This is a genomic window from Bacteroides sp. BFG-637 (assembly GCF_024793605.1).
GTDB lineage: Bacteria > Bacteroidota > Bacteroidia > Bacteroidales > Bacteroidaceae > Bacteroides > Bacteroides vicugnae.
The window spans coordinates 5,458,964-5,478,334 of sequence record NZ_JANUPD010000002.1; the positions used below are offsets into that span (position 1 = coordinate 5,458,964).

General features: G+C 42.5%; 14 protein-coding genes. 7 read left to right on the forward strand and 7 right to left on the reverse strand.

Annotated elements, in window-relative coordinates:
- Positions 1 to 22: 22 nt before the first annotated feature.
- The 4 genes from NXX38_RS21460 to NXX38_RS21475 form a co-directional block, all read right to left on the reverse strand.
- Positions 23 to 1,468, reverse strand: a complete 1,446-nt coding sequence (locus NXX38_RS21460; RefSeq protein WP_195649951.1) for a RagB/SusD family nutrient uptake outer membrane protein — start codon at positions 1,466 to 1,468, stop codon at positions 23 to 25.
- A 12-nt stretch (positions 1,469 to 1,480) separates the two neighbouring features.
- The gene (locus tag NXX38_RS21465) at positions 1,481 to 4,546 is read right to left on the reverse strand and encodes a SusC/RagA family TonB-linked outer membrane protein (protein WP_217722496.1); all 3,066 of its coding nucleotides are present in this window, start codon (positions 4,544 to 4,546) and stop codon (positions 1,481 to 1,483) included.
- 100 nt (positions 4,547 to 4,646) lie between these two features.
- Positions 4,647 to 5,546 carry a cation diffusion facilitator family transporter gene (locus NXX38_RS21470; RefSeq protein WP_148367623.1) on the reverse strand — a complete coding sequence of 300 codons (900 nt, stop codon included), beginning with the start codon at positions 5,544 to 5,546 and terminating at the stop codon, positions 4,647 to 4,649.
- Positions 5,547 to 5,735: 189 nt separating this feature from the next.
- On the reverse strand, positions 5,736 to 6,617 hold the full coding sequence (locus NXX38_RS21475; RefSeq protein ID WP_148367622.1) for a hypothetical protein: 882 nt from the start codon (positions 6,615 to 6,617) through the stop codon (positions 5,736 to 5,738).
- Positions 6,618 to 6,814: 197 nt separating this feature from the next.
- Here NXX38_RS21475 and NXX38_RS21480 point away from each other — a divergent pair, with 197 nt between their 5' ends.
- Genes NXX38_RS21480 through NXX38_RS21510 form a run of 7 tightly spaced genes read left to right on the forward strand, consistent with a single transcriptional unit; the run spans position 6,815 to position 16,596 of the window.
- Positions 6,815 to 7,705 (forward strand): calycin-like domain-containing protein, encoded by an 891-nt coding sequence (locus NXX38_RS21480; RefSeq protein WP_234133656.1) that lies wholly within the window; start codon positions 6,815 to 6,817, stop codon positions 7,703 to 7,705.
- Positions 7,706 to 7,720: 15 nt separating this feature from the next.
- Positions 7,721 to 8,404 (forward strand): HmuY family protein, encoded by a 684-nt coding sequence (locus NXX38_RS21485; RefSeq protein ID WP_234133655.1) that lies wholly within the window; start codon positions 7,721 to 7,723, stop codon positions 8,402 to 8,404.
- Positions 8,401 to 10,548: a TonB-dependent receptor gene (locus tag NXX38_RS21490; protein WP_258981075.1), complete on the forward strand. Its 2,148-nt coding sequence runs from the start codon at positions 8,401 to 8,403 to the stop codon at positions 10,546 to 10,548. Before NXX38_RS21485 ends, NXX38_RS21490 begins: the two co-directional genes overlap by 4 nt.
- Positions 10,549 to 10,586: 38 nt before the next feature.
- The gene (locus tag NXX38_RS21495; RefSeq protein WP_258981077.1) at positions 10,587 to 14,933 is read left to right on the forward strand and encodes a cobaltochelatase subunit CobN; all 4,347 of its coding nucleotides are present in this window, start codon (positions 10,587 to 10,589) and stop codon (positions 14,931 to 14,933) included.
- A gap of 6 nt (positions 14,934 to 14,939) precedes the next feature.
- A complete protein-coding gene (locus NXX38_RS21500) occupies positions 14,940 to 15,653 on the forward strand; it encodes a hypothetical protein (protein WP_074560311.1) in 714 nt (237 codons plus the stop codon).
- A gap of 9 nt (positions 15,654 to 15,662) precedes the next feature.
- On the forward strand, positions 15,663 to 16,271 hold the full coding sequence (locus tag NXX38_RS21505; protein WP_258981079.1) for a MotA/TolQ/ExbB proton channel family protein: 609 nt from the start codon (positions 15,663 to 15,665) through the stop codon (positions 16,269 to 16,271).
- Entirely contained in the window at positions 16,258 to 16,596 is a 339-nt protein-coding gene (locus tag NXX38_RS21510; RefSeq protein WP_004300151.1) for a DUF2149 domain-containing protein, read from the forward strand. The genes NXX38_RS21505 and NXX38_RS21510 overlap by 14 nt, the downstream gene beginning before the upstream one ends.
- Positions 16,597 to 17,181: 585 nt before the next feature.
- Here NXX38_RS21510 and NXX38_RS21515 read toward each other — a convergent pair.
- The 3 genes from NXX38_RS21515 to NXX38_RS21525 are packed head-to-tail and all read right to left on the reverse strand — an operon-like array spanning position 17,182 to position 19,339.
- Positions 17,182 to 17,850 carry a bifunctional 4-hydroxy-2-oxoglutarate aldolase/2-dehydro-3-deoxy-phosphogluconate aldolase gene (locus NXX38_RS21515; protein ID WP_008999681.1) on the reverse strand — a complete coding sequence of 223 codons (669 nt, stop codon included), beginning with the start codon at positions 17,848 to 17,850 and terminating at the stop codon, positions 17,182 to 17,184.
- A gap of 49 nt (positions 17,851 to 17,899) precedes the next feature.
- Positions 17,900 to 18,262: a four helix bundle protein gene (locus NXX38_RS21520; RefSeq protein ID WP_148367614.1), complete on the reverse strand. Its 363-nt coding sequence runs from the start codon at positions 18,260 to 18,262 to the stop codon at positions 17,900 to 17,902.
- A 51-nt stretch (positions 18,263 to 18,313) separates the two neighbouring features.
- Positions 18,314 to 19,339, reverse strand: coding sequence for a sugar kinase (locus tag NXX38_RS21525; RefSeq protein ID WP_004313177.1), 1,026 nt, complete (start codon positions 19,337 to 19,339; stop codon positions 18,314 to 18,316).
- Between the last annotated feature and the right edge of the window lie 32 nt (positions 19,340 to 19,371).

Consider the following 19,371-nt stretch of genomic DNA (forward strand, 5'->3'; position numbering starts at 1 on the left):
GATTCGTTTATAATTAAAATTATCAGTTCTCTATTTTTGTCCAACCTTCATTCTGTGATACATTCTCATTATACAGATATTCTCCTCTCGGAATGGGGAAAGTCCAACGGTAATCATCCGCCTGAACACGTTTGTCTGTTGCCATCGTACCGGAAGTATTCCAATCGGACAGTACTCCCTTACGACATCGCTTCAAATCAAAATAGCGTTCCCCCTCTCCTACAAACTCTTTCCATTTTTCTTGAAAGATAGCCTTTAGAAGAGGCTCGCCGGACAACTGCGTATCCAGCAAAGTGGCATTACGCTGTTCCAAATACCGGTTCATCACCCCGACAGCTTGTCCATCGTGCCCCTTTCCGTCACGACAGTATGCTTCCGCCAGAATAAAACAGGCACCAGCCACACGATATTTATTGATATATTGCGGCTCTATCTTCTCCCAGTTCATTTTATTATATTTACCCAAACAATTCTCCATCGTCGTGTTGCCCAATGCATCATCCGTCATTTCTTTGGTAAATACAGATGCTCCCGAACGAATATCTCCATCAGCATACAAGGTTATCAGGGAACTATTCACTGTCATGTAATCCCCTTTATGTGTATCATAATTTATACCGGTATAATAGCTGCTGTTTGTAAACAAAGAAAACACCCGTTCTGCACAGGACGAATTGCTCCACAATGTAGCATACACCGTTTCACCAAGCACATCATAGCCGCCTTTTTCATCGATCACCTTTTGTGCATACTCTGCCGCCTGCTCATAATTATGAGCATACAGTTCCAATTCCGCCCACATATAATAACCGCTATACTGTGAAAACCAATAAACATCCGAAGGATTATTCTCCACCGTCAAGGCCTCCTTGAGCAACTCACGAATGGCAGTCACACATTCCTCAATGCTCGACCGATACAGAAATTCCAATTCCAGCTGATCCTTCAATATGATTCCATCCTTTTCCGGCCCGTCTTCATAATCCGGTGCAAAAAGCCGGAGAAGATTGAAGTAGCAATAAGCTTTCAACAATTTCGCTTCGCTCACCACTGCTTGCAGTTCTTTCGTCTCTTCAGTTGTAGATACCGATATGCCATCTACACGTTCCAACACTGCATTCGCTATAGCTACCGCCGCATAATAGTCAGACCAGATGGAAACGGCGAGATCTTCTATGGGTTGCGTCTGCCATTTATAAAGATTATTCAAACTCGCATCCCGGGAAATCCAGGAAGTTGTTTCAAAATCATCGCCTAATACCGATAAGTCAAATTCCGGACTTGGCAACTGCTTGTAAGCAGTTGCCAACAACTCACGGGCAGTATTCGGCGTTGTTATGGCATCCGGATCCGAAAACTGATTTTCATACGGAATATTCAATGAGCAGGCAGTGAAACAAAGTGTCAGGAAAAGACTGCCTATCACAGTTTTGATCCGACTTTTATTTATCATTTTTACAATCATCATATCCATCCATGTTTAGAAAGTCAAACTCAAATTAATGGTTAACACTGGCTGCATCGTACCCGCCAACGAACCTGTTTCCGGATCAGATTCCTTATAAGGAGTAATCATAAACAGATTGGATGCCTGGAAAGCAACGTTGGCATATTTAATGAAATTACAGTTCTTCTCCAGAAATGTGTGCGGAACACGATAACGCAATGACACCATTGACAGTTTCAGATAATCACTCTTTCCAACAGTTTCCGTATTCGGATAATCCAGTGAGGCGATAGCCGAAGAACTGTAAAAAGGAGAATGGTACGTCTTTCCTTCATCTCCTTTCTCAAACCACATATTCCGCAATTGCCCTTTTATGGCATTTTTATTAGCGTCATCGGAAGAGCGGACGTATGAATAACTATAAGATTTAACTCCGCCAAATACATAATAGAAATCCATATCCAAATCAAAATCACGATAAGAAAAACTTAAATTGAATATACCACTGTAAGGAGGGGTCGCATGACCCAAAGCTACAATGTTCTCTTTCGACGGATTTTCCGTGGCTGGTATTTCGCGCCCGTCTGCTCCCTGAAATACGGGAAGGCCTGTAATCGGGTTAATCCCCAACGACTTCAATCCATAAATCATATCATACGATTTTCCTATCTCATAATCAGGAATAATAGCTTCTTCACTTGCATATAAGCGATCGGCATAATATAAATCGACTACCTTATTACGATTGTACGCCAGTGATCCGCGTAGCGAAAGACGCCAATCAGAAGTATCAAGTACTTTCAGGGAAGCGCTCAATTCGTAGCCTTCATTGCGCAGCACGCCAATATTGCGTTTCATCGTGCTGAATCCATTAGACAACGGAACCGGAACATCAAGCAAAGCATCGCTTGTCTCACGCCGGTAAATGTTGGCGTCCAAAGTCAGACGTTTGAATAGTTCAACCGACAAACTAATATCCGTAGATGCTGTCTGCTCCGCTTTCAGATCGGTATTATAAAGTGCGAGTAACTGCAGGAGACGTGCATTTCCATAATAATCAGTCGAATAAGAAAAAGTACCAATCGTTGATGAAGCAGACACTCCCGCCAAATTAGCCATTCGCCCGTAAGAAGCCTTCAAGTTCAAGCGGGAGATTACATTATTATCTTTCAGAAAAGGATACTGGCTGATCGTCCATCCCAAACCGATAGCCCATGCGGCATTCCAACGTTTGGATTCAGGAAGGATAGAAGAAGCGTCCGCTTTGTAGGTCGCGAAAAGATCGTAAGTATTATCAAAACTATATCCCATCACCAGCCCCACTCCCAGTTGGGCAGTCTTTTCCTTATAAGAACCGACCACAGGTTTTCTATTACCGGAAATAGACTGGTTGATAGCGGATGGTGACATTTGCGTACCCACTCCATATCCTGTAATAGAAACATTATCCGCATCCGTCATATAATAATCCATATTCCCGCCAATAGTAAAATCATGTTTCTCCGCAAATATCTTGTTATAAGTGATGCGGACATTCGATGAAACATTCGTTGTCACGTTTTTCTCTTTGGAGAGCTTTCCACGCTCTGCTTCATCCACCCCGCTGTTTCGTTCGCTGATAGAAGTAGAAGGCACCAGCGTCATGCCTTCATTCAAAAGCATATCAATACCTGCTACAGCATCGATACTCAATCCTTTCAGAGGTTCCAAATTCAAACTCCCACTTACTCCACCGCGTTTGTCTGTCGATTTACTGTTGTACTGACTTAACAAATCATTATAAGTGTAATCTGAAGTTTCATTAGAAAAAGAAACTAATTTTCCCGTCTTTGTTTCATAAGGATTGAGTTGATAGATCAAATCGGTAGGAGAATATGAACTTCCATTCGGCGTATCTGTTTCAGAATATCCCGCATTGGCACTTAATGACAAATATCCCACCCTACCCAGTTGCTGGTCAAGGCTCATAGTGGCAGTAAAACGATGTGTATCATTCCCCGGCACACGTCCTCCTTGCTGGGCATAATTGGCGGATACATAATAAGACGTTTTTTCCGATCCGCCTCTGACACTCAGATTATGACGTTGATAGGTATTTAAATGAATCAGTTCGTCGAACCAGTCAGTATGAATGGTGCGCAAAGAATCGAGTATTCCCTGCCCTTCGGCTATCATTTGGTTCAAATTCGGATCATTGGCGAAATACTTCCTGTAGTAATCCTCACTGTACCGATAACCGGGAGTAGAACGATTTTGTAATCGGCGCTCCAGTTCCAGTTTCTCGTCCGTATCCATCATCTCGACTCCCCTGCGTCCACGAGTAGTAATACCCATATTGAAACTGTAACTGGTAGTTGTACGTCCATCGGGATTCCCGCGCAAGGAAGTGATTTCTATTACTCCATTGGCGGCTTTGATACCATACAAGGCACATGCCACAGCATCTTTCAACACCTTTATTTCTTTAATGTCCGCCGGGTTAAGGGTCATAAAGGCATCGGATGAGATTACCTGTCCGTCCATTACATATAGTGGTTCATTCGCAGCATCCCCTTCGCGAAAAGACGAGTTTCCACGAATACGAATTTCCGGCTTCGAGCCCAAATCACCTGTATTGGTAACAATCAGTCCGGGAACACTTCCTTGCAATGCTAACGACATATCAATCATAGGTTTGCTATTCAGACGTCCCATATCTACATTCTGCACTACACCGGATTTTGCACGAATATCCAACTCATTGATATTCTGCCGTGCCACCACGACCACCTCATCCAATGATTTGGCATCCTGCTGCATAGCTGCATCCTGTATATTCTGTCCCATATACTTTTCACGGACATCTTTCATTCCGATAAAGGAGAAGATAATCATGTCTCCTTTTTTCCATCTTCCACGCAACTGATAGCGTCCGTTAGCATCAGTCACCGTACCAAATTGAGTATTTCCAATACGAACCGTAGCGCCAGGAAGCGGTTCTCCCTGATGATCTGTGACCATACCGGTCAGCACAATGTCTTTTTGTTGGGCATAGGTAGCTTGAAAACTAATGGCAGAAATGAAAATAACTACAAAAAAAGAAATAATAAATGCTCTCATTTTAGCGTTTTGTTATAAACAATTATCCGGACCGCAAAATTAAATACTTAATGCGGCCCGGACAATCGCAACAAATTGCTATATTATTTCTTAGTAATACCTAATAACAGTTATTTTTAGTTTCACAAGAGATACTTTTATCTTCAAATTCGAGTGTCACATGATGAATATCCGCTTCTTCCAACTTATTTTTAATTGAACATTTTATCTCTTCCATTCTCTCTACGTCATCAATGACAACATGGGCTGTCAGGGCAGTTTCCGTTGTGCTCAATGCCCAGATATGTAGATGATGGCAATTCTCCACACCGGGCTGTTCCATGATAAGTTGCTGTATCTTTTGAGCATCTATCCCCACCGGCACTCCATCCAATGACAACCGGAGGCTATCGTGAAGCAATCCCCAGGTAGAGACAATAATAATAACAGCAATGCCAAGTCCGATAATCGGGTCAATGATACTCCATCCCGTATACGTAATAATAATACCGGAAGCAACTACACCGACAGATACCAGTGTATCTGCTGCCATGTGCAAGTAGGCTCCTTTCACATTCAGGTCCTTATCTTTATCTTTCATGAAAAGCCATGCAGTAAGCGCATTGATGACCACTCCCACCCCAGCTGTCCATGCGATAGCGGAACCATCAACCGAAACCGGATGAAATAATTTGTCTATGCTCTCGGCAATAATAATGCCGACAGCAACCAACAGTATAACTGCATTTAATAAAGAAACAAGTATCGTACTCTTCTTATATCCATACGTGTAACGACTATTAGGGTGAACTTTCTCCAACCGGAAAGCTAACATGGCAAGCACCAGACTGGCTACATCACCCAAATTATGCCCGGCATCGGAAAGTAACCCCAAAGAATTATAATAAAATCCTACTCCGAATTCTACTATGACAAAAGTAATATTCAGAGCAATACCTATGATAAAAGCTTTATTGAGCGATGTCAAACGATGACTATGTTCGTGATGATGAGGTTCCATTATATATATTGTTATTATATCTAATTATATAAAAAACATCTTATCAGGAGATTAGTTCATCCCTTTCCGCTTTTGGCAGTATTAACGGCTGGCAAGTTTTTCCAGAAATTTGTTCCGGTCTACCATATAACGTATATGTATTCCTTCTCCGAGCAATCGTTTTTCTAACATAATTTCTGATTCTATATTTTAGTTATGACTATTCTTCTTTTTAGCAGACTGGTAGAACAGAAATGCCAACAGAACAAAGAAAGCCAAAAGTATCGTAATCATCTCTGTCGTATATGCCATTGGTTCTACCCATATTTCATGAAAGATATTCCAGCGTCCCAATACTTCTACAAAAGTCCAGAACACTACTACCGTAGCAATAGAAAAGCGCATGGCATATCCCCATTGAGTGATTTTCAACAGGCGTTTAAACATAAAAAACGAACCTGCCAGACAGCCGAAAGCAACTATAGCAGTAACAGGACTATGCTCGCCGACAAAATTCTCATCATAACAGAAGAGTAGCACGAGATAGCTCGTCCACATGATGAGATTTAACTCCATAAAAGTAACAATCGAGGTATGACGTGTCATCGGCCGTACTACAATCGTGGTGGTACTCTTACGGAAAAAGACTTTTTGAAGATAGGTAAAGAAGTCGCATCCGCTTTTTATACTGAAAATGTAAATCAGCATAAACATCACCCAAAAGCCGAAGGAGGAAGGCATGATTAAATATTCCGGTTTTGTCACGACTTCACCGGCAGCGTTCAGCAATGGTTGCACTTCATAACGATGTGCATAATATACGTAGATAAACTCTATCCATCCGGTCCAGAAGAGTAGTCCTCCGAATAATCCCCATAACGTCTGTCGTGTATCTCCTTTTGCAAACACTCCAATAATCACCATCACCAGACCTGCTGCTCCCATCGTGAAAGCCGCATAGTGAAGAGCTGTGGATGAGAGCACATGCTCCATAAAAATCATTAATGCATGCCCCAACGGCATAGTAAACAATACAATCAGGAAAGAAGTAATCCCTGTCAATACACTTTTTCTACTGTAACCACCTTTCATTTTCTTCTTATTTTGAGTTTTTAATCATCAATTTAGTAAAAGACTGCAAAAATAACGAGTTAAACCACTCCTCCCAATACCTACTTATAATTAAAGCCCTTTCATTTTTTCATTTCTTTTAGGTATTTCCCCTGTATATATATCCCTGTAACTTTGCAGCTGGAAATTTAATTAATCATTATCTATCAAAATTAAGTATGAAAATCTTAAACTTTTGGATGGTTGCCCTTATGGCACTATCTCTTTCTTCTACTTTCGTTTCTTGTAGCGACAACGACGACGATGAATCTAATCTTGCCAAAGAAATAGCAGGAGCTTATAAAGGTTATTCAGTCGGCGCATGCAATATGTTCTCTGATTATTTGTTGGGGGATGAATCCACTGCAACAATCACTGCCAACGAAGATGGTACCATCAATTTGGTATATAAATCCGGATCCGGAGATTTCACTCTGAATAATTTAAAACTTTCTTCTAATAAATCTTTCAGCGGTTCCGGTGAAGTTGCCATGTCTATGGGCGGCAGCACAGGCGGTAGCTACGACTACACATTAGAAGGTAGTGTAGATGGTTCTAAAGTGTTAAGTTTGAAAGCCAATGTTGATATTCCTGTACCTATGGGAAAAATGGAGATTGATTTCATACAAGGAGAAACTCCTGTTGGTTATTATATAAAAGATACTTATAAATACCAAACTAATTTGAGCCTTAAAGTACAAGGAGAAGAAGTTGGCTCTACTACAGATTGCCAAGTAAAGATTGAAAACCCAACAGGCAGTACTGTAAATGTTACAATCAGCGGGTTTAATAATGCAGGAGGTTCAATGAGTAACTTTGAAAAATTCACTGTTACCGGAGTCAATGTTACTAAAGCAAACAATGGTAGTTACTCGCTCAGTCTGGGTGCCTTTGAAGCAGATACCCAAAAAACTACAGGTGAAGCTCTTGCTATTAACGGCACAAGTCTGAACGGTACAATTGATGCAGACGGAACAGCCGCTGTTAGCATCGTTTTCTCACCGGGAAGCATGCCAATGCCAATTACAGCAGAATTTACAGGAAGTAATACTCAAAGTAGCGCACAATAAACGATTAAATAAGCAATGAAAAGAAGCAGGAACGCTATTTTCAAATATACTATAGTACTGGGAGCGGCAATGTCGCTCTCTGCTTGTAATGGAATATTTGAAAATATTTATGATGCCCCCATCGAAACGGAGATGGAAATCAAGGAGAATAGCTTTTCACAAGTCAAGACTGTTGAATATACAGAATGGGCCTACATTAACCTTTCGGAACGTACGGTTAGCACCGTTAAAATCGGAGAGGAATATGAGAGTCAAATTCCTGAAAAATGGGATTTCGCTATTCATCGTTACGATATAAAAACCAACGAGGGTGCTGCCTACAAAACAACTTACACAAGTATCGACGAGTTTAAAGCAACAGGTAAATTGCCTAAAGCGGAAGATTTTATAGAAGATGAATGGACAACCGATAAAATAGCCATTGACATGTCGGGCATGATGGACGGAAACATTATCTACACAGAGTCTTACCGTAATGCTGTTCTTTCCGGCTGGCTGGACGTTAATACCGCAACGATGCCTCCGGTATACACCATGTCAAACCAAGTTTTTTTGATACGTTTGAAAGACAATACATACGCAGCAATCCGTTTTACCAACTACATGAATGCCAGAGGTATAAAAGGATATATTGACTTCGATTTCCAGTATCCGCTTGAGTTCGAGGACAACAACAATGAAACCAATCAACAAGAATGAAACCTACATTTATAATATCATTATTGCTTTTTTCATTTATAGCAACTTGCACCACATTAGCACAACACTCAACTTATCACATCAGCGGACGTGTTACTGATACAGAAGGGGAACCTCTCCCCGGTGCAACGATTTCCATCAAAGGTAAAGGAACCGGAACCGTCACATCCGTCGACGGAACATATACATTACAACTCCCCGGAACCGGTACATACCTCATCACCGCCTCGTATGTAGGCTATCAACCACAAGAAAAAAGACTGACTGTAGGGAAAGAGAAAAGACTAAGTTTCCGCTTGTCGGAAGATCAGTTTGACCTGGGAACAGTGGTTGTCACAGGTACACGTACTCCCAAATTACTGAAAGATGCTCCTATCATCACTCGTGTAATCACAGCAGACGATATTAAGAAGGTAGATGCAACCAACGTAGGCCAATTATTACAATCAGAACTGCCGGGCATTGAATTTTCCTATTCAATGGATCAGCAGGTTTCAATCAATATGCAGGGATTCGGAGGAAACTCTGTACTCTTTCTGGTAGATGGTGAACGTCTGGCAGGGGAAACTTTAAACAACGTCGACTACAACCGATTGAACCTCGACAACGTGGAACGGGTAGAGATTGTAAAAGGTGCTGCCTCTACTCTCTATGGTTCCAGTGCAGTAGGTGGCGTAATCAACATCATCACCCGTGATTCCGAGGACCCATGGAATTTAAATGTAAACAGCCGCTTCGGTGAACATAACGACCAACGATATGGCGGAACTTTCAGTTTCAAAGCCGGTAAATTCAACAGCCAGACGAATGTGCAACACACAATGTCCGATTCTTACGACGTACCGGAAGGAGATGTGACAACCATCTTCGGAAACCGCACATGGAATGTGAAAGAACGTCTTGTTTACAGACCGATTGAACAGTTGAAACTGACTGCACGCGGAGGTTATTATTTCCGCGAACGGGATAAGACCGGAGACAGCAAAGACCGTTATCGTGATTTCAGCGGAGGTCTGAAAGCCAACTATGATTTCAACATCATGAGTAATCTGGAAGTTGCCTATACATTCGACCAATATGATAAAAGTGATTATCTGACCTCATACAAATACGATGTCCGCGATTACAGCAATGTGCAACATAGCGTACGCGCACTCTACAATTACACCTTCAACGATAAAAACATTCTGACCGTAGGAGGAGATTATATGCGTGACTATCTATTGTCTTATCAATTCACCAACAATGGAAGTTATACCATGCACTCGGCAGATGCATTCGGACAGTTCGACTGGAACCCGACCGAACATTTCAACATAATCAGCGGGGTACGTTTCGACTATTTCTCACAATCTAACGTACGTCATATATCTCCGCACATCGGACTGATGTACAAAATAGCCAACTGCTCCCTCCGTGGTTCATACTCACAGGGATTCCGCTCTCCTACCCTCAAAGAAATGTATATGAACTTCGACATGGCAAATGCCATGATGATTTATGGTAATCCCGACCTGAAATCAGAGACGAGCCATAACTTCTCGCTCTCGGCGGAATATACCAAGAACCGTTACAATTTTACCGTTTCGGGATATTACAACCTTGTCAATGACCGGATCGACCTGACTTCATTCCGCGACACTGACGGAAGATGGGCACAGCTATATATCAATACAGAGAAAGTAGACATCGCCGGTGTAGATATCAACGCCTCCGCCAAATATCCTTGTGGTCTGGGAATACGTGTTTCTTACGGATACCTCCACGAGTTTATGCGCGACGGACAAATGAAATTCTCCAGTACCCGCCCACATTCAGCGACCGCACGTATCGAATACGGCAAATCATGGGATAATTATCAATTCAATCTTTCCCTGAACGGACGTGCGTTATCCAAAGTAGAAACCAATAAATATGTGGGCAATAATCCGGATGAAGGGACTACCGGAGTGACTTATCCGGGATATACGATGTGGAACCTGACGTTGACACAAGGGATCTGGAAAGGAGTCAGCCTGAATATGGCCGTCAACAACATATTTAACTATGTTCCAAGCTATTATGACGCAAACTCTCCTTATACCCGGGGAACCAACTTTTCCATCGGACTTGCATTAGACGTAGACAGGTTCTTTAGAAAATAGAAAAGATAAAACTACATACAAAGCTAAAAATAAGAGAAATGAAAAAGAAAAGTAAAATCATCTTAGGTGTATGCATCGTTGCTGCAGCTCTGATAGGGATGTCCGTATGGAATACCTGGTTCAGTCCTACAAAGATTGCTTTCATCAACTTCCAGACCATACAGCAGGGAAGTATATCGAAAGCCAACGACAATTCATCCATCAAACTCAGTGAAGTATCGCTCGACAACCTCGACCGTCTGACCGGTTACGACATGGTATTCATCAACGGAATGGGTCTGCGTATCGTCGAGGAACAACGTCAACAGATACAACAGGCTGCCGACAAAGGTATTCCTGTATATACTTCCATGGCTACCAACCCGGCCAACAACATTTGTAATCTGGACAGCGTACAACAGAATCTGATACGAGGTTATCTGACCAACGGAGGAAAAACCAACTACCGGAATATGCTGAATTATATCCGTAAAGCTATTGACGGTAAAATCTCTTCCATACCGGAAGTGGAAGACCCGGCAGAAAGACCCAGCGACATGCTCTATCACGCCGGACTCACCAACCCGGATGATGAACTGGAGTTCCTCACCGTGGCAGATTATGAGAAATTCATGAAGGACAACCGTCTTTATAAAGAAGGAGCACATAAAATCATGATAACCGGACAAATGGCTGATGCCACCGGACTTATTGAGGCTCTTGAAAAAGAAGGTTACAATGTTTATCCGGTTCAGTCAATGACGAAATTCATGTCATTTATTGACGAAGTGCAGCCCGACGCAATCATCAACATGGCACACGGACGCATGGGAGACAAAATGGTGGATTATCTGAAAGCTAAGAATATCCTCTTGTTTGCTCCGCTCACCATCAACAGTCTGGTAGACGAATGGGAGAAAGATCCGATGGGAATGGCAGGAGGATTTATGTCACAAAGTATCGTGACTCCGGAAATCGACGGTGCCATCCGTCCTTTCGCTCTCTTTGCACAATATGAGGATGAAGAAGGGTTGCGCCATTCGTATGCAGTACCCGAACGCTTGAAGACTTTCGTATCCACAATCAACAATTATTTGAATCTGAATACTAAGCCGAACAGCGAGAAGAAGGTAGCTATCTACTATTATAAAGGTCCGGGGCAAAATGCATTGACCGCTGCCGGTATGGAGGTGGTTCCTTCCCTATACAATCTTCTGGTCCGCATGAAACAGGAAGGATACAACATATCCGGTCTGCCTGCAAATGCTGAAGAACTGGGTAAAATGATACAGGCTCAAGGCGCTGTGTTCAACTCTTACGCAGAGGGAGCCTTTAATGACTTTATGCAAAAAGGACATCCCGAACTTATCACCAAAGATCAATATGAAAGTTGGGTGAAAGAGTCACTCCGCCCTGAAAAATATCAGGAAGTGGTGGATGCTTTCGGCGAATTCCCCGGCAACTATATGGCGACTAACGACGGTAAATTGGGTATTGCCCGTCTGCAATTCGGGAATGTAGTCTTAATGCCACAAAATGCTGCCGGAAGCGGGGACAACTCCTTCCAAGTGATTCATGGCACTAATATGGCTCCTCCTCATACTTATATTGCTTCCTATCTGTGGATGCAACATGGCTTCAAGGCTGACGCACTGATCCATTTCGGTACACACGGAAGTCTTGAATTTACTCCCAGAAAACAAGTGGCATTATGCAGCAACGACTGGCCGGATCGCCTGGTTGGAGCAGTTCCGCACTTCTATATCTACTCCATTGGCAATGTTGGTGAAGGGATGATGGCTAAACGCCGTTCGTATGCCACCATACAGTCGTACCTCACTCCTCCTTTCCTTGAAAGCAGTGTGCGTGGTATTTATCGGGAGCTAATGGAAAAAATCAAGATTTACAATAACTCTCACAAAGAGAATAAAGATCAGGAATCATTAGCTGTCAAAACGCTGACTGTGAAAATGGGAATTCACCGTGATTTAGGTTTGGACAGCATTGCCAACAAACCATATACGGAAGATGAAATCGCCCGTGTAGAAAACTTCGCAGAAGAACTGGCTACCGAGAAAATCACCGGACAACTCTACACAATGGGAGTTCCTTATGAAGCGGAACGGATCACTTCTTCCGTCTATGCAATGGCTACAGAACCTATCGCATACAGTCTGCTGGCTCTTGACAAGCAACGTGGTAAAGCGACAGATGCCGTTAGCAAGCACCGCAGCCTCTTTACACAACAGTACTTGACTCCTGCTCGCCATCTGGTAGAAAAGTTGCTCGCTAATCCTGCACTGGCCACAGATGAACTGATTTGTCGTACAGCCGGTATCACCGCTCAGGAACTAGCCAAGGCTCGTCAAATAGAGGCAGACCGCAATGCTCCGAAAGGTATGATGGCAATGATGATGGCTGCATCGGCAAAGAGTGAACAATCCGACGAAAAGAAAGCAGGTAAAGGACATCCGGCATCTGTCTCCAAAGAGGGTTCTCCTCATGGTCAAATGCCCGAAAGCATGAAAGAGGCCATGAAGAAAATGGGCGCCAACATGGATCCTGAAAAAGTAATGGAAATGGCTAAGTCTATGGGAGCAAGTCCGGAAGCATTGAAGAAAATGGAAGCCGGAATGAAAGCTAATAAAGAAAAGCCTCAAGGTATGGCTGCCATGATGGCCGCTATGGGAAAAGCTCCGAAAGAATACAGTAAAGAAGAAATCGAACTGGCACTTGCCATCGCTGAAGTAGAGCGTACAATCAAGAATGTAGGCAACTACAAGAACGCACTTCTGACAAGTCCCGAAGAAGAGTTAAGCAGTCTGATGAATGCATTGAAAGGTGGATACACCGCTCCTACTCCCGGAGGTGATCCGATTGCTAATCCGAATGCTTTACCAACCGGACGTAATATGTATGCTATCAATGCTGAAGCAACTCCTACAGAATCCGCTTGGGAAAAAGGTATCGCTTTAGCCAAACAAACGATTGATACTTACAAGCAACGTCACAATGATTCAATCCCACGTAAAGTGAGTTATACTCTCTGGTCTTCCGAATTTATAGAAACCGGTGGGGCTACTATTGCTCAAGTACTGTATATGCTGGGAGTAGAACCTGTTCGTGACGCATTCGGTCGTGTCAGTGATCTAAAACTGATTCCTTCAGCCGAACTGGGACGTCCACGTATCGACGTAGTAGTCCAGACTTCCGGACAACTCCGTGATATCGCCGCTTCCCGCCTCTTCCTGATTAACCGTGCAGTAGAAATGGCTGCGGCAGCGAAAGACGACAAGTTTGAAAATCAGGTAGCCGCCAGTGTGGTAGAGGCTGAAAGAGTGTTGACCGAAAAAGGTGTCAGTCCGAAAGATGCCCGCGAAATGGCTTCTTTCCGAGTATTCGGAGGTGCTAATGGCATGTATGGTACAGGAATTCAAGGAATGGTGGAATCCGGCGACCGCTGGGAAAGTGAATCGGAAATTGCAGATACTTACCTCAACAATATGGGAGCCTTCTACGGTGACGAAAAACACTGGGAAGTCTTTCAGAAATTTGCCTTTGAAGCAGCATTGAACAGTACTGATGTTGTCGTTCAGCCCCGCCAAAGTAACACTTGGGGAGCATTGAGCCTCGACCACGTATATGAATTTATGGGAGGTATGAATCTTGCCGTACGCAATGTTACCGGTAAAGACCCGGACGCTTATCTTAGCGACTACCGGAACCGTAACAACATGAAAATGCAGGAACTTAAAGAAGCAGTCGGTGTAGAAAGCCGTACAACGATTCTGAATCCTACCTATATCAAAGAGAAAATGAAAGGCGGTTCTTCTGCTGCAAGCGAGGTTGCCCAGACTGTAACGAATACGTATGGCTGGAATGTGATGAAACCTACTGCTATCGACAAGGAACTTTGGGATAACATATATGATGTATATGTCAAAGACGAATACAAACTGAATGTAAAAGACTTCTTTGAAAAACAAAATCCCGCAGCTTTACAGGAAGTGACTGCCGTGATGATGGAAACTGCCCGCAAAGGATATTGGAAAGCTTCTCCGGAACAACTCTCCAATATTGCCAAGCTGCATACAGACCTTGTCAGACAGTTCGGTCCTTCGGGCAGCGGATTTACCGGAGACAATGCCAAATTACAGCAGTTCATCGCCTCTCAAGTAGATGCGCAAACCGCAGCCAACTATAACAAAGAACTGAAACAAATGAAACAAGCCACCCTGGACGGAGAAGCAACCAAAGGGGGCGTGGTATTGAAGAAGCAATCGAGCGATGCCGTACAAGGGGCACAGGAAGAGCAAAACTCTTTGAATGGAGGTCTTATCGCAGGTATTGTTCTGGTAGCATTTGTTGTCATGTTGCTAATACTTAAAAAGAAACGGAAAAAGTAATGTAATATGGAGTTAATCATTCACATATTAATGCTGTTTATCGTGATTAACTGCAGTTTCAAACTCAGTTTCTGGAAACTTTGGCAAACCGTAATATACAGCCTGATTGCCGGTCTTTTTGTGGCCGGCACCTGGCAGTATGCTATTCTCCAGTCAAAGACACAGATTGCTGATTATCTGCAGAACACGGAAGCATTGCAAAACATGGCTATTATCATAACGCTTGAGTCAGCACTCTGCTTCGGCTATTGCGTGGCTTTCCTGCGCGGACTTTATGGTAAGAAGAATTTATGGTGGGCGGAATTACTTCGCTGGTATCCCAGCTTGTTGCTCTTCCCCGTATTATTCTACTATCTCACAGAAGCTATCTTCCGGTTACCTGGCGTAGACTTTTCAGTAACAGCCTGGTCACTTGCAGGGATAGTGGTTATCGCCATCCCATTATTAAGCCGGCTGATGAAGTATCTTGTACCCGAAGACGATCTCCGGTTGGAAGTTCATTTCCTTGTCAGTTTATTCATCTGTATCCTCGGACTACTGACCACTGTCAATGGGAAAACGACCTATGCTGCCACCGAAGAGGCGCTCAACTGGAAAGCTATTATCTTGTCCATCGGTCTGTTCGTTGTCCTGTTTCTTATCGGATTCGCCTGGAACAAGCTGAAATGGCCTTTATTACAACGTAGAGAATTAAAAAAAAGAAGTAAAATCAATCAATAAAAAATATATATGGAACTCATTTCTAAATTATTATTCTGGGTAGCAAACAGTTTACTTATACCCGATATCATTCTTTTGCTGTGCCTGTTCGTTCGCTCACTTATTTTGATCGGAGGCACCTACAACATGTACATGACCAAACGTAAAAATGACAAAGCACTGGACCAACTCATTAAAGATGCACGGATAGACGATCTGAAAGCAGCTTTACCCGACAAAGACAATTCACTATATATGGGTTATCTCCGCGATCTGCTCTACCATCCGGCCAGTGCAGATTATTCAGACTTCCTGATAACAAAATTCGAGAATGAAGCAGAGAAAGATGTGTCTCTTTCTAAAATGTTGGCTAAGATAGGTCCGGTTCTCGGATTGATAGGAACATTGATTTCCATGAGTCCGGCACTTGTTGGACTTTCTACAGGAGACATCTCCGGAATGGCATATAATATGCAGGTAGTATTTGCAACGACCGTTGTGGGTCTGGTTATTAGTGCTGTAGGATTGATATCCATGCAGTTCAAACAACGTTGGTATGCCAAAGATGTCAACAACCTCGATTATGTATCAAGAGTATTAAACGAAACAACCGGAGAACCCAATAATGAAAAGAAATAGAAGAGTCAGCAAATTCCTCAAAGAAGAGGATACCGACCCGCTAAGTGTAGTAGTAAACCTGTTCGACGTGGCAATGGTATTTGCCGTGGCATTGATGGTAGCAATGGTGATGCACATGAATATGACGGAAGTTTTCGGACAGGAAGATTTCACCATCGTGAAGAACCCTGGTAAGGAAAATATGGAAATCATCTCCAAGGAAGGAAAGAAAATCAATACATACAAGCCTTCCGGTCAGAAAGAGGAGGATTCAGGAAAAAGAGGAAGAAAAGTGGGGATAGCCTACGAACTGGATAACGGTGAGATTATTTATGTTCCGGAATAACCATTAATAAGTATATTTCCTACCAATAATCAATAGTATCGGGCAGGACAATCCTATTCAGGCATTGTCTGCCCTTTATTTCTTTCATTTTGCATTGATAACTATCAGAACAAAACATGGTTTCTTCTTTATCAAAACCCGACAAAAGACATGCACATTATCGCAGAAATCTACTAATCATCTGCCTGTTATTAGGCATCGTCCTCTTTACTTTCTGCTTTTTGTTTTGCCAGCACGACAGTCAGAATATGGACTGCGATTGCTTAAGATGCTTGTTAAGTGCTCCTCCCCAAGAGGGAGAGTATCTCTACAACCGTTATCTGCTCCTCATCAGTGTTCTATGCTTCTTATTAATATTCCTGCCCATTTATATATTCGAACATCGGCAGCATATAAAAAAGAAATAAAAAACAAGCCACCGAAATGAGTCACTCATTCCGATGGCCTATCCCCTTTAAACACCTTTAAACAAAATGAAAATATGCCTCATATACTAACTAAACTAACTAACCCTCGAGGCATATTTTAAAAAGAGGCTGTCGCATCAACCTCTTTTTATTATAGATAAGCTTTCGCTCTCTAATCTTATTTACGAGCTTCAGCAATATAACCGAGAGCTTCTTTACATTTGGCAGTTACATAAGCCCAGTCTTCTGCTGCCACCTTATCATTCGGGAACAGTTTAGAGCCCATACCTACACAGAATACACCGGCTTTGATCCATGCAGTCAGGTTTTCCTTAGTAGGTTCTACTCCACCTGTTACCATTAGCTTAGACCATGGCATCGGAGCCATCAAGCCTTTTACAAAGTTAGTTCCATAAACATCACCCGGGAATACTTTGCAAAGATCGCAACCTACTTCCTGTGCAAAACCAACTTCCGATACAGAACCGCATCCCGGAGTGTAAGCAACCGAACGACGGTTACATACCTTAGCTATTTCAGGGTTGAACAACGGACCTACTACGAAGTTAGCGCCCAGTTGCAAGTACATAGCAGCAGTAGCCGGATCAACGATAGAACCGATACCAATTGCCATTTCAGGACATTCTTTTGCTGCGAACTTAACGATTTCAGCAAATACTTCCTGTGCAAAGTCACCACGATTTGTGAATTCGAAAGCACGAACACCACCGTCATAACAAGCCTTTACTACTTTCTTTGCAACTTCTGCGTCTTTGTGATAGAATACAGGAACCATTCCTGTAGAGCCGATCTTATTTAATACGGCTATTTTATCGAATTTTGCCATCTTATTATTTACTATTTTATTATTTACAATTTACTATTTGATACTTTTGCTATTTATCATTTATCCTACTTTTCATAGTAGTTATTGAACTAACAATTATTTTTAAAAGCTCCTCATTTTCTTTATATAGGTCAGCCATCAATTCTGGTTTAACCAATTGAACTTCCATTAATAATTCCAGCCAATATAAAGTCTCATCCAGTTCTTCTTCCACCATCTTCAATTTATTAAGAAAATCCTTATCCGACTTTCCCAAACACGCTGCCCTATAATTTGCAGCAGGAGATGTACCCGAACGAATAATCTGATTGCCGATAGCTCTACCGGCAGGAGTATTGGGCAATTTATCTACCAATCTAATAATACGTATTGCTAATACCTTCAGCCTATTTTTAAGTTCAACCGTTGTCATCAGGCAAAAGTATTAAATAGTAAATAGTAAATTGTCCAATAGTAAATATCCTTATCTCTGTACGCGACCGCTTGCGTCACCACCAGCCAATGCTTCTACTTCTTCTATAGAAACAAGGTTGAAGTCACCATTGATAGTATGTTTCAAAGCAGATGCAGCAACTGCAAATTCAAGGGCAGCACCCTGATTAGGTTTAGTCATCAAACCATGGATAATACCACCGGAGAAAGAGTCACCACCACCTACACGGTCGATGATCGGATCAATATCATAACGTTTTGAAGTATAGAACTCTTCACCGTTGTAGATCATAGCTTTCCAGCCGTTGTGAGTAGCAGAGAAAGATTCGCGCAAAGTAGAAACTACATATTTGAATCCGAATTCTTTCATCATTTGCTGGAAGATACCTTTGTAACCTTCAGCATCTGTGTGACCAGCTTCAACGTCAGCATCCGGTTTGAAGCCCAGACAAAGTTCCGCATCTTCTTCGTTACCGATACATACGTCTACAAACTGCATCAACGGTTTCATGATAGACTGTGCTTTTTCTTTAGTCCACAGTTTCTTACGGAAATTCAAGTCAACAGAAACAGTTACACCGTGACGTTTTGCAGCTTCACAAGCCAGACGAGTCAACTCGGCAGCCTTGTCAGAAATAGCCGGAGTGATACCAGACCAGTGGAACCAGTCAGCACCTTCCATGATTGCATCAAAGTCGAAATCAGCAGCGTCAGCTTCAGCAATAGCAGAGTGAGCACGGTCATAAATAACCTTGCTAGGACGCATAGAAGCACCTGTTTCCAAGTAGTAGATACCTACACGGTCGCCACCACGAGCAATAAAGTCTGTCTTTACGCCATATTTACGCAATGCGTTAACAGCAGACTGTCCGATTTCGTGTTTCGGTAATTTGGTTACGAAATAAGCGTCATGTCCGTAGTTGGCACAGCTTACTGCAACGTTAGCTTCACCACCACCATATACTACATCAAAAGAATCAGATTGAACAAAACGAGTATTACCCGGAGTTGATAATCTAAGCATGATTTCGCCTAATGTAACGACTTTCTTTCCCATAATCTTATGTTTTAAATTCTAAGTTATTAATA

Coding starts and splice junctions, on each gene's coding strand:
- NXX38_RS21460 (WP_195649951.1), bottom strand. CDS start 1,468: ATGATGATTGTAAAAATGATAAATAAAAGTCGGATCAAAACTGTGATA.
- NXX38_RS21465 (WP_217722496.1), bottom strand. CDS start 4,546: ATGAGAGCATTTATTATTTCTTTTTTTGTAGTTATTTTCATTTCTGCC.
- NXX38_RS21470 (WP_148367623.1), bottom strand. CDS start 5,546: ATGGAACCTCATCATCACGAACATAGTCATCGTTTGACATCGCTCAAT.
- NXX38_RS21475 (WP_148367622.1), bottom strand. CDS start 6,617: ATGAAAGGTGGTTACAGTAGAAAAAGTGTATTGACAGGGATTACTTCT.
- NXX38_RS21480 (WP_234133656.1), top strand. CDS start 6,815: ATGAAAATCTTAAACTTTTGGATGGTTGCCCTTATGGCACTATCTCTT.
- NXX38_RS21485 (WP_234133655.1), top strand. CDS start 7,721: ATGAAAAGAAGCAGGAACGCTATTTTCAAATATACTATAGTACTGGGA.
- NXX38_RS21490 (WP_258981075.1), top strand. CDS start 8,401: ATGAAACCTACATTTATAATATCATTATTGCTTTTTTCATTTATAGCA.
- NXX38_RS21495 (WP_258981077.1), top strand. CDS start 10,587: ATGAAAAAGAAAAGTAAAATCATCTTAGGTGTATGCATCGTTGCTGCA.
- NXX38_RS21500 (WP_074560311.1), top strand. CDS start 14,940: ATGGAGTTAATCATTCACATATTAATGCTGTTTATCGTGATTAACTGC.
- NXX38_RS21505 (WP_258981079.1), top strand. CDS start 15,663: ATGGAACTCATTTCTAAATTATTATTCTGGGTAGCAAACAGTTTACTT.
- NXX38_RS21510 (WP_004300151.1), top strand. CDS start 16,258: ATGAAAAGAAATAGAAGAGTCAGCAAATTCCTCAAAGAAGAGGATACC.
- NXX38_RS21515 (WP_008999681.1), bottom strand. CDS start 17,850: ATGGCAAAATTCGATAAAATAGCCGTATTAAATAAGATCGGCTCTACA.
- NXX38_RS21520 (WP_148367614.1), bottom strand. CDS start 18,262: ATGACAACGGTTGAACTTAAAAATAGGCTGAAGGTATTAGCAATACGT.
- NXX38_RS21525 (WP_004313177.1), bottom strand. CDS start 19,339: ATGGGAAAGAAAGTCGTTACATTAGGCGAAATCATGCTTAGATTATCA.